The organism is Dactylosporangium sp. NPDC050588, from assembly GCF_040654975.1.
Taxonomy (GTDB): domain Bacteria; phylum Actinomycetota; class Actinomycetes; order Mycobacteriales; family Micromonosporaceae; genus Dactylosporangium; species Dactylosporangium maewongense.
In genome coordinates this window covers 65,807-79,537 of sequence record NZ_JBFAJA010000069.1, presented here as the reverse complement: position 1 = coordinate 79,537, position 13,731 = coordinate 65,807, and the positions used below count along the sequence as shown (strand labels likewise).

Sequence of the window (13,731 nt, the reverse complement as noted above, 5' to 3'; positions counted from 1 at the left end):
GGACGCGCTCGCGCTGTGGCGCGGCGACGCGCTCGACGACACCGTCTCGGCGTGGCTGCGCCCCCGGCTCGTCGGCGACCTCGACGAGCTGCGGCTGGTCGCGACCGAGGAGTGGCTCGACTGCGAGATCACCGTGGGCCGGCACGCGGAGGTGCTGCCGGAGCTGACCCGGCTGACCGCCGCGCACCCCACCCGGGAAGGGCTGCTCGGGCTGTCGATGCGCGCGCTGCACGCGGCCGGGCGGAGCATCGAGGCGCTTGCGGCGTACCGGCGGCATCAGCAGCGACTGGCGCGGGAGTTCGGGCTCGATCCGGGGCCTGACCTGCAACGCCTCCATCTCGCGGTGCTCCGGGGCCAGCCTCCGGCCGCCACCCCCGCCACGGCACAGGCTTCGCCGACGCCGCTGATGCCGGCGCCGCTGATGCCGACGCCGCTGATGCCGACGCCGCTGATGCCGGCGCCGCTGATGCCGGCGCCGCTGATGCCGGCGCCGCTGATGCCGGCGCAGCTGCCGGCGGCGCTGCGCGGGTTCACGGGGCGCGACGCGGAGCTCGCCCGGCTCGACGCGCTGCTCGCGCAGGCCGGGCGGCAGACCGTGATCTGCACCGTCGCCGGCACCGCGGGGGTGGGCAAGACCACGCTCGTCGTGCACTGGGCACACCAGGTCGCGGCGCGGTTCCCCGACGGCCAGCTGTACGTGAACCTGCGCGGCTTCGACCGGACCGCGCCGCCGACCGACCCGGCGGAGGCGGTCCGCGGGTTCCTCGACGCGCTGGACGTCCCGCCGCAGCGGGTGCCGGCCGGGTTCGACGCGCAGGTCGCGCTCTTCCGCAGCCGGCTCGCCGGCCGGCGGATGCTGGTCGTGCTCGACAACGCCCGCGACTCCGACCAGGTCCGGCCGCTGCTGCCGGGCGCCGGCGGCAGCCTCGTGCTGGTGACGAGCCGCAACGAGCTGTCCGGGCTGCACACCGCGGAGGGTGCCGAGCCGCTGCCGCTGGACCTGCTGACCACCGCCGACGCGCGCCGGCTGCTGGCCGCCCGGCTCGGCACGGCCCGGGTCGCGGCCGAGCCCGCCGCGGTCGAGGAGATCGTGGCGGCGTGCGCGGGGCTGCCGCTCGCGCTGGCGATCGTCGCGGCCCGGGCGGCGCACGCCCCGCTGGAAGAGGTCGCCGTCTCGCTGCGCAACGCCGGGCGGCAGCTCGACGCGTTCACCGGCGCCGAGCGCGGCACCGACGCCCGGGCCGTCCTGTCCTGGTCCTACGCGGCGCTGAGCCCGGCGGCGGCGCGCCTGTTCCGGCTGATCGGCCTCCACCCGGGCCCCGATTTCACCGCCGACTGCCTGATCGGGCCGCACTCCGCCGAGCCGCCCGCCGCCGGGCCGGCCTCGACCGGGCCGGCCGTGGAGGAGCTGCTCGGCGAGCTGACCCGGGCGCACCTGCTGACCGAGCCCGCTCCCGGCCGGTACACCTGCCACGACCTCCTCCGTGCCTACGCCGGCGAACAGGCGGTCGCGGTCGACTCCCCCGCGGACCGGCGCGCCGCGCAGCAGCGGATGCTCGACTTCTACCTGCACACCGCGTACGCGGGGACCCGGCTGCTCAGCCCGCACCGGGAGACGCTCGACCTCGACCCGCCGCCGCGGCCGGCCGACGCCCAGCAGGCCCTCGCGTGGTTCACCGCGGAGCGGCCGGTGCTGCTCGCGGCCGTCGACCAGGCCGAGCGGCTCGGGTTCGACGCGCACGCCTGGCAGCTGGCGTGGTGCCTGGCCACGTTCCTGGACCGGCAGGGACTGTGGCGCGACTGGCTGCACACGTCGGAGGCCGGCCTCGCCGCCGCCGAGCGCCTCGGCGACCGCCGCGGGGCCGCCCACCTGCACCGGCTCCTCGCCCACGCCTGCCTGAAGGTCAACCGGATCGACGACGCGTCGTCGCACGCGGCCCGCGCCCTCGAGCTGTACGAGGAGGTCGGCGACCACGTCCTGCGGGCGCAGGGGCACATGAACCTCGGCGAGATCGCCGCCCGCCGCGGCCACACCGTCGAGGGCCTCCGGCACGTGTCGCAGGCCCGCGACCTGTTCCGCGCCGCCGGCGGCCGCAACGGCGAGGCCAACGCCCTCAACGCGATGGGCTGGCTGCACGCCCAGCTCGGCGACCACCGCGAGGCGGTGACCGCCTGCCGGCAGGCGCTCGCGCTGCACCAGGAGCTCGACAACCGCCAGGGCGAGGCGGAGACCTGGGACACCATCGGCTACGCCCACCACCACCTGGGCGAGCTGGCCGAGGCGGCGGCCTGCTTCGAGCGCGCGGTCGCCCTGTTCCGGCTCACCGGCGACCGGGACTTCGAGGCCGACTCCCTGCACCACCTCGGCGACACCCGCCTCGCCACGGGCGACCCGGAGGCCGCCCGCGACACCTGGCGCCGGTCACTGGAGATCTTCGAGGACCTCGACCACCCCGACGCCACCACGGTCCGCGCCAAGCTGCACTAGCACTGGCGTCGGGCGTCCTTCTCAGAGCGTGGTGAACACCTGCGCGTAGTCGAGCCGGGGAAGGCGGCCGCGCCAGGCGTCCGGGCCCGGCTTGCCGATGTTGACGACGACCAGCGAGCGGCGCGTGCCGCCGGGGAAGAACTCGGCGTCGACCTTGGCCGCGTCGAAGCCGGTCATCGGCCTGCGGCCAGGCCGACGGCCCGCATGCCGAGGATGAGGTACGCGACCGACCTGCTGACCAGCGCCGGGCACCCCGACCCGGCGGGGACCGCCGCGCTGCTGCTCATGGTCCGCGACGGCGCGATGGTCGGCGGCTACCTCGACGACGCCGGGACCGTCCGCGCCAACCTGTCCCGCGCCGTCGACGCGCTCCTGCCGTCAGACGGCTGAGACGTCCCAGAGAAAGACGTGGAAACCGCCCGACTGCGCGACCGCGAGCACCCGGCCGTCGTGGCTCAAGGCCAGCTTCTCCGCACCGTAGTGCTCGCTCGAGTCGAGCGGCCCGAGGACCGGCTGGTGGTCGGACACGCGCCAGAGCCGCGCCCCTTCGTCACCGGCGGTGGCGAGAAGCCGGCCGTCGGCGGTGAACGCGACGTCCTCCGGCCCGCGCACCGCGATGGGCTCGCCGGACTGCGTCTGGGAGGCGACGTCCCACAGCCGGACGGTGCCGTCGCCGCCGGCGGTGGCCAGCAGCGTGCCGTCGCGGTTGAACGCGACGGCGAAGACGTTGTCCGAGAAGTTCGGCGCCTTGCTGTGCCCCGCGAACGCCTTGCCGATCTGGCCCCCGCCCGGCACCTGCCACATGGTGGCGAGGCTGGCCGTGTCCCCGGTGGCGATCCGGTCGCCGGCGGCGTTGAACCCGGCGTCCCAGGGGCCGCCGTCGACCCAGGTGACGCGGGCCCGGCTCGCGACGTCCCACACCGCCGTGCCCCGCAACCCGGCCGACAACAGCCTGGTGCCTCCCCTGTCGAACTCGACCGAGCGGCGCCAGTCGTCGTTCGGGTGGATGTCCGGCCGGTTGACCAGCGGCTGCCCGACCTGCGCGTTCGTGCGCACGCTCCACAGCCGCACCGTGCCGTCCTGGCTCGCCGTCGCGAACGTGTCCCCGTCGGGGCTGAACGCGACCGCGTCCACCCGGCCGCCGAACGTGCCCCCGCCGTGCCCCGTGAACGGCTGCTCGATCCGTTGCCGCCCACCGATGTCCCACAGCTCCGCGGTCTCCCCCACGGCGACCGCCAGCGTCTTGTCATCGAGGCTGAACGCCACGTCCTGCGGGCTCCCGCCGAGCTTCAGCGCAGCGACGAGGCGCTCGGGAGCGCGGTCCTCCGGCGCCCGGCCCTCGCCGGACAGCACTATCACCAGCACCGCGACGGCGACCAGCGTCACGGCCAGCGCCGCCAGCGCCGCGCGGCCGACTGATGCTGTCGGCGTTTTCCCGTCTTGTACGACCTGTGCCACCTCGCTCGCCGCGGTGGTCGCGCCGCCGGTACCCACACCGGGACCAGCCGTCACGTCAGCGGGACCGGCCGTCGCGTCAGCGGGACCGGCCGTCGCGTCAGCGGGCGGCAGCATTGGGTTTTGCCCCGATGTCGTCAAGGTTTCGCACTCATGAGTGTTCACCCCGGTCATTGCCCCCAGACGCCACTGACCAGCAACAATGCGCCTGTCCGGGCTCCGGTGACGCCACACCGTGCGGTTCAGTGCCGGCTATGAAAGCCATGTCGCATTTCGACAAGTAGCTTTTCGCATGTTTATTGCAATGACAGAAATGCCACTGTGCCGCGCTCGCACGCTCGCTAAATAGGCGTTTCCGAGCGGTAGTGACCATCCGCCGTACAGACGAGTGAAATTTGTCTGACAACACAAATACGATCACCGAACCCCGATCACAACACGGGTTTACCCCCCGTTTCGCAGGAGGCCAGGATTGAAATCCCGGTTACCCAGGTATGCCCTATTTGCCGCAACAGCGGCAACGACCGTCATGGTGGGCGCAACAATCGCGCCAATGGCCGCGGCGGCCGAAACCACCGGCCCTAACCTCAGCTACGTCGTCAACGCGGTGAACAAGGATCGGACGGCGGACGTCGCCGCCGCCGTCACCGCGGCCGGCGGCACGGTGACGGTGTCGTACGCCCAGATCGGCGTGGTCATCGCACGCTCCACGAACCCCTCGTTCGTCCAGGCGGTGAAGGGCGCCGCCACCGGCGACGCCGTCCTCTCCGTGGGCGCGACCCGGACCGCGGCCCTGCCCGCCATGACCGAGGACACCGAGGCCGTCGAGGCCGTGGACGCCTACACGCCGGACGCGATGGAGAACGCGACTCGGCAGAGCGACATGGTCCTCATCGGCGCGCGTGCGGCACACGAGGCCAACCTCGGCAGCCCCACCGTCACGGTCGGTGTGCTCGACGACGGCATCGACGCCAACCACCAGGACCTCGCGCCGGTCGTGGACCAGTCGAAGTCCGTCAACTGCGTCGGCACCGGCGCTCCCGACACGACGCCGGGCGCGTGGCGGCCCACCAGCCTGACCGCCGACTACCACGGCACGCACGTGGCCGGGACCATCGCCTCGGCGAAGAACGGCGTCGGCATCGTCGGCGTCGCGCCCGGCGTGAAGCTGGCCTCCATCAAGGTGGTCAACTCCGACGGCTTCATCTACCCGGAGTACGCGATCTGCGGCTTCGTCTGGGCCGCCGAGCACGGCATCCAGGTCACGAACAACAGCTACTACATCGACCCGTGGCTGTACTGGTGCGAAAGCCAGTCCGACCAGGCGCCGGTCGTCGAGGCGGTCCGCCGCGCCGTGGACTACACCACCGCGCACGGCATCCTCAACGTGGCGGCGGCGGGCAACGAGAACCAGGACCTCGCCAACAAGACGGTGGACACGACGAGCCCCGACGACACCAACCCGGTGCGCCGCACGCTCGACCCGAGCTGCCTCGACCTGCCGGCCGAGCTCCCCGGCGTGGTGACGGTCTCCTCCACGACCCAGCCGACCGTCCCCGCGACGGCCGTCGGGCCGTGGGCCGCGGGCCTGACCACGCAGCCGGCGCGGTCGTCCTTCTCGAGCTTCGGCCTCGGTGCCGTGGACGTGGCCGCACCCGGCTCGAGCATCTACTCCACGTCCCCCTCGACCGGGGTCAGCAGCTACCGCACGCTCTCGGGCACCTCGATGGCGTCGCCGCACGTGGCGGGCGTCGCCGCGCTGCTGGTTTCCAAGCACCCGGGTGCGACCCCGGACTACATCGCTGAGCTGCTGCGCAAGCAGGCGATCCCGCTGGCCTGCCCCACCTCCGGCACCGACTTCACCCAGGGCCGATGCAAGGTCGACCCCGCGAACCCGAACGTCAACGGCTTCTTCGGACACGGGCTGGTCAACGCGTACAAGGCCATCACCGAGGCCGAGGACGTCACCGCGCCCACCGTGGCGGTCACCGGCGTCACCCAGGGCCAGCAGGTCACGCTGGGCGTGTCCGTCACCCCCGGCTGCACGACGACCGACGCGGGCAGCGGCGTGGCGAAGTCCGCTGCCCTGTCCGTCACCGGCGGCCCGAAGGTCGGCTACTTCACCGCCACCTGCACCGGTGGCCGTGACCGCGCCGGCAACACGGCCGCGCCGGTCAGCGTCACCTACCAGGTGGTGTACGGCTGGCACGACTTCAGCTCGCCGATCAACGTCGACAAGCTCAACGTCGTGAAGGCCGGCAGCGCGATCCCGGTGAAGTTCGGCCTCTCCGGCAACCAGGGCCTGAACATCTTCACCGGCGGCGCCCCCACCCTGCAGACGGTGGCGTGCAACACGTCCGCCCCGCAGGACCAGGTCGAGACGACGGTCACGGCGGGGTCAAGCTCGCTGACCTACGACGCGGCAGCCGACCAGTACAACTACGTCTGGAAGACCCAGAAAACCCAGGCAAAGACGTGCGGCCAGCTGATCGTCACCCTGATCGACGGCACCACCCACACCGCAACCTTCATGTTCACCTGACATTCCCCAACTGCGGCCCGGAGGCACTCGCCTCCGGGCCGCAGCCATTCCCGCACATTCGCGCTTTCCGCGAACAGAGCCCCTCAGGTCCCGAGCGGGTGAAGGGAATCGAACCCTCACTGTCAGCTTGGGAACTGGACAGGCTGGTTGGGCACGCCCAGGTGCAGCGCTTGTCCGGACCAGCCCGAGCGGCCTGGAGCACCCTGGATGAGCCTGCGGTAATGGCACGCGCGTCGGGTCCGGCAAGGTCTGCACCCCGCACCGTCCCTACCAAGGCGCGGGAACGGCCGTACGATCTGTGAGATACGGACGGAAGGAGGGGCTTCATGGCCGGACGCGTTGCGCCGCCTGGATCGACGTACGGAGAGCAGCGGCACTACACGATCCCTGCGAGCCTTACCGACCTACGTGGACCCGTCGCAGGCGTCATCACTCTCGACCAGCGACTCGACTGGTCCGGCGACGGTCGCTACGACCTCGACGACCCCGGCGACCTGCAGGTGTTCTATCAGACGGTGCTGAACCAGGCCAGCACCGCCGACCAACTGGGTCGATGGCTAAACGAGGAAACTCTCCGCCGGATCTGGCACGAGCTTTGGCTACCCGGCCGGCTGCGAGCACTCTGGCAGGCCCGCTTCCCGGAACTGAGCGCACCTCCAACTGCGATGGCCGGCTGAGTGGAACCCGTTCACCTTCGGCTTGCGGAGATCGGGCTGCATGTTGCCGGGCAGTACGGATTCGCGCTCGCCGGCGGATACGCCGTCCAAGTCCACGGCATCCTTCACCGGCCGAGCGAAGACGTCGACTTGTTCACCGCCTGGGAACGCCGAGCCGAGTTCACCGCCGCGGTCGACGCGGTGTTGAGCGCCTACGCCGAGCACGGCTACACCGTCGAGGTCACCCAGCAGTTCGAGACGTTCGCGCGGCTCGCAGTCACCGACCCTGCTGAGCCCGAGCACATCTATAAGGTTGAGTTGGCTGCCAACTGGCGCGCACAGCCACCCGTCCAGATGGACATCGGCCCAGTTCTGCATCCTGACGACGTCGTCGCCGGCAAGATGTCCGCTCTCTAACGAGAGCCGAACCGCGCGACTTCCTCGACGTCGACGCCGCGATTGCGTCAGGCCGCTACACCCGCCAACGCATGTGTGAACTCGCCGAGGAAGCTGACGCCGGCTTCGACCGGCGAATCCTTGCCGATCTCTTCGCCATGTTGGATCGCTACCCGGACAGACGCTTCGCCTTCTACGGCGCGGACGCCGACCACCTGGTTGCCGTACGAGCGCGCTTCGCTGACTGGCGCCGCCAGTTGCTCGACGACCTTCCCGAGGGTTCTGGGTAGACGCCACAAGACAGGCTGACAGTCGCCGCAACGGCCCGCCAATGGCCCGCGGCGGGTTTCGAGTGGCCGGACATGCGAGAGGCCCTGGCAGGACCTATGTCCTGACCAGGGCCTCTGCGTCCGAGCGGGTGAAGGGAATCGAACCCTCACTGTCAGCTTGGGAACCGTACCGGTGGCCTGCACCAGGCACATGAACTTCCAGGCCGCGCCTACTGCAAGCGGCCTGGAGCGGCCGGCCGTTGCCTGGGCTAATGGCCCGCTAATGGCCCGGCATCATCGTTGGCCACTAGTTGAGCGCGCCACTCGTCGACCCGGAGGCGCAGCGCCGCGACCTGCTCCGAACTGACGCCGTATTCAGCGAAGTCCTCGTCGTCAAAACGCCGGATGGACCGCAGCATCTGCTCGAAAATCGAACGGTCGAACCCCAAGTCAACCGCCTCTGCAAGCTGGCACAAGCGCTCCAGCGTGTAACGCCCCGCGCCGATTGCAGCGTCGATGTCCAGGAAGTCCCGCGCGGCAGCGCGGTTATACAGGGCATCCACCTTGCCGGCCATGACGTCGTCTGCATGCAATACCGGACCGATGTCCATCTGCACCGGCGGCTGCAAGCGCCAATTCGCGACCAGCTCAACGCGGTGGTGCTCGCTTCGTTCCGCCGGGTCCGTGAGATACAGCCGGGCAAAGGTCTCCGTGCGGTGGTCGATCTCCACCTCGTAGCCAGCCGCCATGTAAGCGGCGATGACGACCTCAACCGCGGCAGGAAAATCGGCCCGTCGTTGCCAGTCTGCAAAGAGATCGACGTCCTCGCTCGGCCGCTGCAGGATGCCGTGGGCGGCAACGGCGTGACCGCCGGCCAAGGCAAACCCGTGCGGTCCACCGGCCCGCAGTCCGATCTCCGCGAGCCGTCGGTGTGCCGGTGCGTTGTCGTGCATCACTAGGCAGCAGGCCGCCGCGTGGTGCCGAGGTCAGGGAACTGCGCTTCCCAGAGCTGTCGAACCTGCGGTGGCAGTACGAGATCAGGCCAGAGTCTGAGCAACGTCGGCCCATCAAGCCAGGTATGCAGTTGCTCAACATGCGTGGCCTCACGAAGCACGGTCTCGTACATACTCGCCAACCGTCGTGGGTTGCCGAGGTCGTAGACAGCCCGCCCCGACCAGTTCAGCCGCCGGTCAAGTCGTGCCTCACCGGTCGTCGGCCCGCGCAACTCGCCCAAGTCGGCAACGACGACGTACGGACGCTGGTCCGCGTAGCGCGACCCGAGCGGCGCTCGGGCGTCGTCCTTGCTCATCCTGCACCTCCACCGTCACGTGACTCACGTTCACGGTAGTCCACCGACCAGTTGCGGCGAGCCACCCCATTGACGTACGAGCAAAGCCGAGAATCTGGCGGTAGCTCGCGAGCGCTCGGCGCGCCTCGGACACAGCAGAGCCCGTCGACGCGACCAGGTGGCGAGCATCTCAAGTGTCGTACTCCCCGTCCCACGGCTCGTGGAACCCGAGTTGCTGGGGGTAAAGCTCGGCCCAGGGACCGCCGTGACCCTCGTATGGATCGTCTGTGGTCTCGTCAACGAGGCCAAAGACGACGCCGTCGAAGTCCGCCCGGAAGGGTCGGATGGCGATGTCACAGTAGGTAACCGCCCCAAGTGCAGACAGCCAGCCCGCCAGTACCTGCCGGGCTCTTTCGTCGGATGCAGGGCTATCAGCTCTGACCCCGGCGAACCAGATATCCGAGCCCTGATGATGCCCGCCGTCGTCGAAGCGGTGGAGGACCGCATAAATCCGCTGCTGGTGCTGCCAGTCGCTTCCCCGGGTGACACCTTCTTGGTATGCGCCAGTGACGTCAGCGAGGAACTGTCCGCCTGCCCACCGCCCGATACGGCTGGTGCGGTAGTCGGGCATGTACTTGATCGGGATGACTTCCGGAAGCCACACAGGGCGGACTCTAGCTCGCCCAGCGACCGATGGACGGGAGGACCAGGACGCCGGTCACGCGCGTCGAGACAGCTGACAGTCACCGGTGATGGCACGCTAATGGCCCACGGTGGGTTCCGAGTGAGCAGACATGCAAGAGGCCCTGGCGGGACATCTGTCCTGACCAGGGCCTCTGCGTCCGAGCGGGTGAAGGGAATCGAACCCTCACTGTCAGCTTGGGAAGCTGATGTTCTGCCATTGAACTACACCCGCGAGCGACGCCTACTGTACCGAATCCGCGGCCGCCGTGCACGGACCATTCCGGCGGGCTTTGGGAAGTCGGGGTAAGCGGTCGCGCCAGAGGGTCTTGGTGGAGGTGAGGGGAGAGTCGCGTTGGACGATCATCGCTACCTCGATGGTGAGGGCGTAGAGCTTCCAGTCCACGCGTTGCGCGGCTCGCATCTGGAGGGCCAGGGAGGCCACGACCAGGGGATCCATGACGGGGGCGGCGCGGCCTGAGAGGTACGCCTCGTCGGAGGTGTCCTCGGCGGGGAAGCTGTGCAGCGCGTAGCGGCCGTCGCGGTCGAGGTCGTGGCGCTTCGGGGAGGGGAGGATGAAGCAGTAGAGGCCTTCGTCGGTGATGACGGGCATCACGGGGTGGACGCGGGGGCCTCCGTCGGGGCGGATGGTGGCCAGGTAGCCCATGCCGGGGCCGTACTGGCAGATCAGGGTGCGGATGGCCGTCGCCAGCAAAGGCTCGGCCGCGGAGAATTCAGCCCACGTCGCCATGCCTCCAATTTACTCGTACACGTGTACGAAAAGTGTGTGATTCCACGAATGAAGGACAATGACCCTGTGGGTGATGCGAACGGCGAGCTGATCGACCTGCTGAGGAAGTTCAACCTCGAGGCCGACCGGTTCCTGGAGGTGTTCACCCGCCGGCACGGGTTGCACCGCACGGACATGAACGCCGTGGCGTACATCTGGCGGGCGACGGAGGAGCAGCAGCCGCTGACGCCCGGGGAGCTGGCCAGGACGCTGCGGCTGAGCCCAGCGGCGACGACCGCGCTGCTGGACCGGTTGGAGAAGGCCGGGCACGTCGAGCGGCGGCACGATATGGAGGACCGGCGTCGCGTACACCTCGTGATGCAGCCGCCGGCGAAGGCCTTGGCGCAGGAGTTCTTCGCGCCGCTCGGGCAACACATCCGGGAGGCGCTCGCGGAGTTCGACGAGCACGATCTGGAAGCCACGAAGCGGGTCATCGAGGCAGTCCGAGGGGCCACCGCGAAAGCCACGAACCAAACCACATAGGGTCAGGACGTGCTGCTCTCCGACCGTGACCTGACCAAAGAGCTCGCCGACGGCCAGTTGCGGCTCGAGCCGTTCGACAAGGACCTGGTCCAGCCGTCGAGCATCGACGTGCGGCTCGACCGGTGGTTCAGGGTGTTCAACAACCACCTGTACACCCACATCGACCCGGCGATCCAGCAGGACGACCTCACCGCGATGGTGGAGGTCGACGATGGCCAGCCGTTCGTGCTGCATCCCGGGGAGTTCGTGCTCGCCTCGACGCTGGAGGTGATCAGCCTCGGCGATCAGCTCGCGGGCCGGCTGGAGGGCAAGTCGAGCCTGGGGCGGCTCGGGCTGCTGACGCACTCGACCGCGGGGTTCATCGACCCGGGGTTCTCCGGACACGTGACGCTCGAGCTGTCCAACGTGGCCAATCTGCCGATCATGCTCTGGCCGGGGATGAAGATCGGGCAGCTGTGCATCTTCCGGCTGTCGTCGCCGTCGGAGCACCCGTACGGGTCCGCGGTGTACGGCTCCCGGTACCAGGGCCAGCGCGGCCCGACGGCGAGCCGCTCCCACCAGAACTGGCGGACCTGGCCGACGACGTGAACGCCGGCGGCCAGGTCCCGAAGCCCTAAGCCACTCTGCCGTACCCGGAGATCGGTGCGGTGTCGATCTTCTTCATGCGGACCACGTCGCCGGTGGTCGGGGCGTGGACCATCCAGCCGCCGCCGACGTACATCCCCATGTGGTGCATGTCGCTGTAGAAGAAGACCAGGTCGCCGGCCTTCAGGTCGGCGCGGCTCACGCGCTTGGTGTCCGAGTACTGCCACTTGGTGTAGTGCCGCAGCGTGTGGCCGGCCTGCTTCCAGGCGTAGAGCGTGAGGCCTGAGCAGTCGAAGGTGTTGGGGCCCTCGGCCGCCCACACGTACTTCTTGCCGATCTGCTGGCAGGCGACCTGCGCGGCCTTCGCGGCGTCGCCGCCGGAGTATTCGACGGGGCAGGCGACGGGCCGCAGCTCGCCGGTCGCGCCACTGGAGCCATACGCCTTCGTGCGCATGTCGTTGAGCGTCTTGATCTCGGCGTTGATGGTGGTTTCCTTCGTCGCCATCTCCGCCTCGGCGGCCTTCTGCTTGGCGATCAGCTCGTCGAGCGGCTTCTTCTGGTCGTCGAGGACCTTCTTGCTGTCCATGACGTCCTTGATGCCCTCGGCCTCGTCCTTGGCCAGCATGTTCAGCATGACGAGCTGCTCGGCGAAGGTGTCCGGCGAGCCGGTCGTCATCAGCGCGTTGAAGCTGGAGACCCGCCCGGTCTTGTACTGCAGGACCGAGAACGCACTCACCCGCAGCAGCGCGTTGTCGACCTGCGCCTGCAGCGGGTCGATCTGGCTCTTCAACTGCGCCTGCTTCGCCAGGTTGGCCTTCAGCTCGCCCTTGAGCTGGTTGTGCTGCTCGATGATGGGCTCGACTTCATTCCACTTCTTGTCGATCTGCGCTTCGAGCTCGGCTGGCGTCGGGTCCGCGTGAGCGAGTCCGGTGACTCCGACGACGAGCGAAAGACAGCCGAGCGTGGCAACGAGGAGCCGAACCAGACGGTTGGGCCGCATCGAGGGGGCACTCCTTCTTCCAGCCGCCTACCGGGTTAGCTGACGGGTTCGGACGGGAAGGTCGTCCTACCGCAGATCGCGGATTCACCCCGATGACGCAGGTGGGTCCCCGGTTCAATAATCGACTCGGCGGTGCCGTCTGGCGCACCCGTGGTGGGCGCGGACATCCATCCGACCGGAATTTACGGTATGGCGAGTGACCCAGAGGAGCAAGCGGGTGTCCGATTTAGCCGAAAAGTCAGGGCGCCCGAGTGATGAACACATCATCAATTGCACCGGCGAACTGGTCGTTGTTCGCACTGGTTCCCTTACCGCCAATACAGAGTGGATCCGCGTTCACTATGGACAGTGACGGAGGAATGGCCGCCCGACCCCTGGGCTGACCGTCCACGGCCACCGTGAGCAGGGCGTCACTGCGCGAACACTCGATCCGGTGCCATCGCCCGTCAGCCACGCTAAGCGATGCGAGGGCTACGTAAATGGTAGATCGACCCACGCCGACAATCACGCAACTGGGGCGCCCCGCGGCGCCGTCCACCTGCAACTTGAACTGACTGTCACCGACCGAGAACCCTTTTTGCAGAACATTGGCGCCTTTGGAAGTCTCATTGGGCGCGACGAGCACGCTCGCGCCATACGAAAACACTTCCTGACCCGGATTGAGGAATTCAGCGGGGCCGCTCTGCAGGATGGCTCGTGCGCAACTCTCCGCACCGTAGTGCTCACACGGCTGCGGAAATCGCACCGCGAGTCCGCCGTTGTGCGGCACGGTCGACAGTTGGCCGCCGGCCCTGCGGACCCGCAGCGGGAGCCGGCCCGCGCCGTCCAGCACCGGTCCCGTGATCCCGCTGTCGAAGGTGTACCGCAGGGTCGTGACCGAAGGTGCGGCGGCGACGAGCGAGGGCGCGGCCGGGGAAGAGGGGGCAGCGCCGGACACCGTGGCGTGCCCGGGCGAGGGCCGAGCCGAGGACGCGGACTCATGAGGTTGCTGTCGCGTGGGGGAAGCGCAGCCGGCGAGAGGCACGAGCGCAGCCAGGAGGAGGAGCCACGTACGCATAACCGGACATTATGCCGAAATCCGGGAGACAAAATCCCGGC

14 protein-coding genes, 1 tRNA gene, 1 pseudogene and 1 riboswitch are annotated in these 13,731 nt (G+C 69.3%); of the genes and pseudogenes, 7 read left to right on the top strand and 9 right to left on the bottom strand.

Translation table 11 applies throughout. The annotated features are described in order from the left end of the window. Positions 1-2,488, top strand: a 2,488-nt coding sequence (locus AB0I21_RS39280) for a BTAD domain-containing putative transcriptional regulator (protein WP_360568759.1), incomplete at its 5' end; no start/stop codon positions are given. Between the two features lie 21 nt (positions 2,489-2,509). Here AB0I21_RS39280 and AB0I21_RS39275 read toward each other — a convergent pair. Continuing rightward, positions 2,510-2,665 carry a hypothetical protein gene (locus tag AB0I21_RS39275; RefSeq protein ID WP_360568758.1) on the bottom strand — a complete coding sequence of 52 codons (156 nt, stop codon included), beginning with the start codon at positions 2,663-2,665 and terminating at the stop codon, positions 2,510-2,512. Between the two features lie 36 nt (positions 2,666-2,701). On the opposite strand from AB0I21_RS39275, the gene AB0I21_RS39270 reads away from it, so the two are divergent. Continuing rightward, positions 2,702-2,878, top strand: a complete 177-nt coding sequence (locus AB0I21_RS39270; protein ID WP_360568757.1) for a hypothetical protein — start codon at positions 2,702-2,704, stop codon at positions 2,876-2,878. Here AB0I21_RS39270 and AB0I21_RS39265 read toward each other — a convergent pair. After that, on the bottom strand, positions 2,867-3,874 hold the full coding sequence (locus AB0I21_RS39265) for a WD40 repeat domain-containing protein (protein WP_360568756.1): 1,008 nt from the start codon (positions 3,872-3,874) through the stop codon (positions 2,867-2,869). The two genes, AB0I21_RS39270 and AB0I21_RS39265, sit on opposite strands and share 12 nt — an antisense overlap. Before the next feature lie 622 nt (positions 3,875-4,496). Between AB0I21_RS39265 and AB0I21_RS39260 the strand changes: the two genes are divergently transcribed. From AB0I21_RS39260 to AB0I21_RS39250, 3 genes and pseudogenes are all read left to right on the top strand, one after another. Continuing rightward, positions 4,497-6,485, top strand: a complete 1,989-nt coding sequence (locus AB0I21_RS39260; protein ID WP_360568755.1) for a S8 family serine peptidase — start codon at positions 4,497-4,499, stop codon at positions 6,483-6,485. Between the two features lie 326 nt (positions 6,486-6,811). Beyond that, positions 6,812-7,162 carry a hypothetical protein gene (locus AB0I21_RS39255; protein ID WP_360568754.1) on the top strand — a complete coding sequence of 117 codons (351 nt, stop codon included), beginning with the start codon at positions 6,812-6,814 and terminating at the stop codon, positions 7,160-7,162. Further along, positions 7,163-7,827 (top strand): annotated as a pseudogene (locus tag AB0I21_RS39250) (nucleotidyl transferase AbiEii/AbiGii toxin family protein). A gap of 248 nt (positions 7,828-8,075) precedes the next feature. Here AB0I21_RS39250 and AB0I21_RS39245 read toward each other — a convergent pair. The 5 genes from AB0I21_RS39245 to AB0I21_RS39225 all read right to left on the bottom strand — a co-directional run bounded on the left by AB0I21_RS39245 (position 8,076) and on the right by AB0I21_RS39225 (position 10,526). Then, positions 8,076-8,759: a nucleotidyl transferase AbiEii/AbiGii toxin family protein gene (locus tag AB0I21_RS39245; protein WP_360568753.1), complete on the bottom strand. Its 684-nt coding sequence runs from the start codon at positions 8,757-8,759 to the stop codon at positions 8,076-8,078. Between the two features lie 2 nt (positions 8,760-8,761). Continuing rightward, positions 8,762-9,115 carry a hypothetical protein gene (locus tag AB0I21_RS39240; protein WP_360568752.1) on the bottom strand — a complete coding sequence of 118 codons (354 nt, stop codon included), beginning with the start codon at positions 9,113-9,115 and terminating at the stop codon, positions 8,762-8,764. Between the two features lie 169 nt (positions 9,116-9,284). Beyond that, positions 9,285-9,758 (bottom strand): hypothetical protein, encoded by a 474-nt coding sequence (locus AB0I21_RS39235; protein WP_360568751.1) that lies wholly within the window; start codon positions 9,756-9,758, stop codon positions 9,285-9,287. A 181-nt stretch (positions 9,759-9,939) separates the two neighbouring features. Next, positions 9,940-10,010, bottom strand: a tRNA-Gly gene (locus tag AB0I21_RS39230). 9 nt (positions 10,011-10,019) lie between these two features. Beyond that, positions 10,020-10,526 (bottom strand): pyridoxamine 5'-phosphate oxidase, encoded by a 507-nt coding sequence (locus AB0I21_RS39225; RefSeq protein WP_344508369.1) that lies wholly within the window; start codon positions 10,524-10,526, stop codon positions 10,020-10,022. A gap of 66 nt (positions 10,527-10,592) precedes the next feature. Between AB0I21_RS39225 and AB0I21_RS39220 the strand changes: the two genes are divergently transcribed. Then, positions 10,593-11,048 (top strand): MarR family transcriptional regulator, encoded by a 456-nt coding sequence (locus AB0I21_RS39220; RefSeq protein WP_360568750.1) that lies wholly within the window; start codon positions 10,593-10,595, stop codon positions 11,046-11,048. Between the two features lie 9 nt (positions 11,049-11,057). Further along, positions 11,058-11,636 carry a dCTP deaminase gene (gene dcd / locus AB0I21_RS39215; protein WP_344508373.1) on the top strand — a complete coding sequence of 193 codons (579 nt, stop codon included), beginning with the start codon at positions 11,058-11,060 and terminating at the stop codon, positions 11,634-11,636. 25 nt (positions 11,637-11,661) lie between these two features. Here the strand turns inward: dcd and AB0I21_RS39210 are convergent, their stop codons facing one another. Then, positions 11,662-12,633 carry an NlpC/P60 family protein gene (locus AB0I21_RS39210; protein WP_344508375.1) on the bottom strand — a complete coding sequence of 324 codons (972 nt, stop codon included), beginning with the start codon at positions 12,631-12,633 and terminating at the stop codon, positions 11,662-11,664. Between the two features lie 9 nt (positions 12,634-12,642). Then, a riboswitch (cyclic di-AMP (ydaO/yuaA leader) is annotated at positions 12,643-12,775 on the bottom strand. 96 nt (positions 12,776-12,871) lie between these two features. After that, entirely contained in the window at positions 12,872-13,570 is a 699-nt protein-coding gene (locus tag AB0I21_RS39205; RefSeq protein WP_360568749.1) for a LamG-like jellyroll fold domain-containing protein, read from the bottom strand. Positions 13,571-13,731 lie beyond the last annotated feature (161 nt).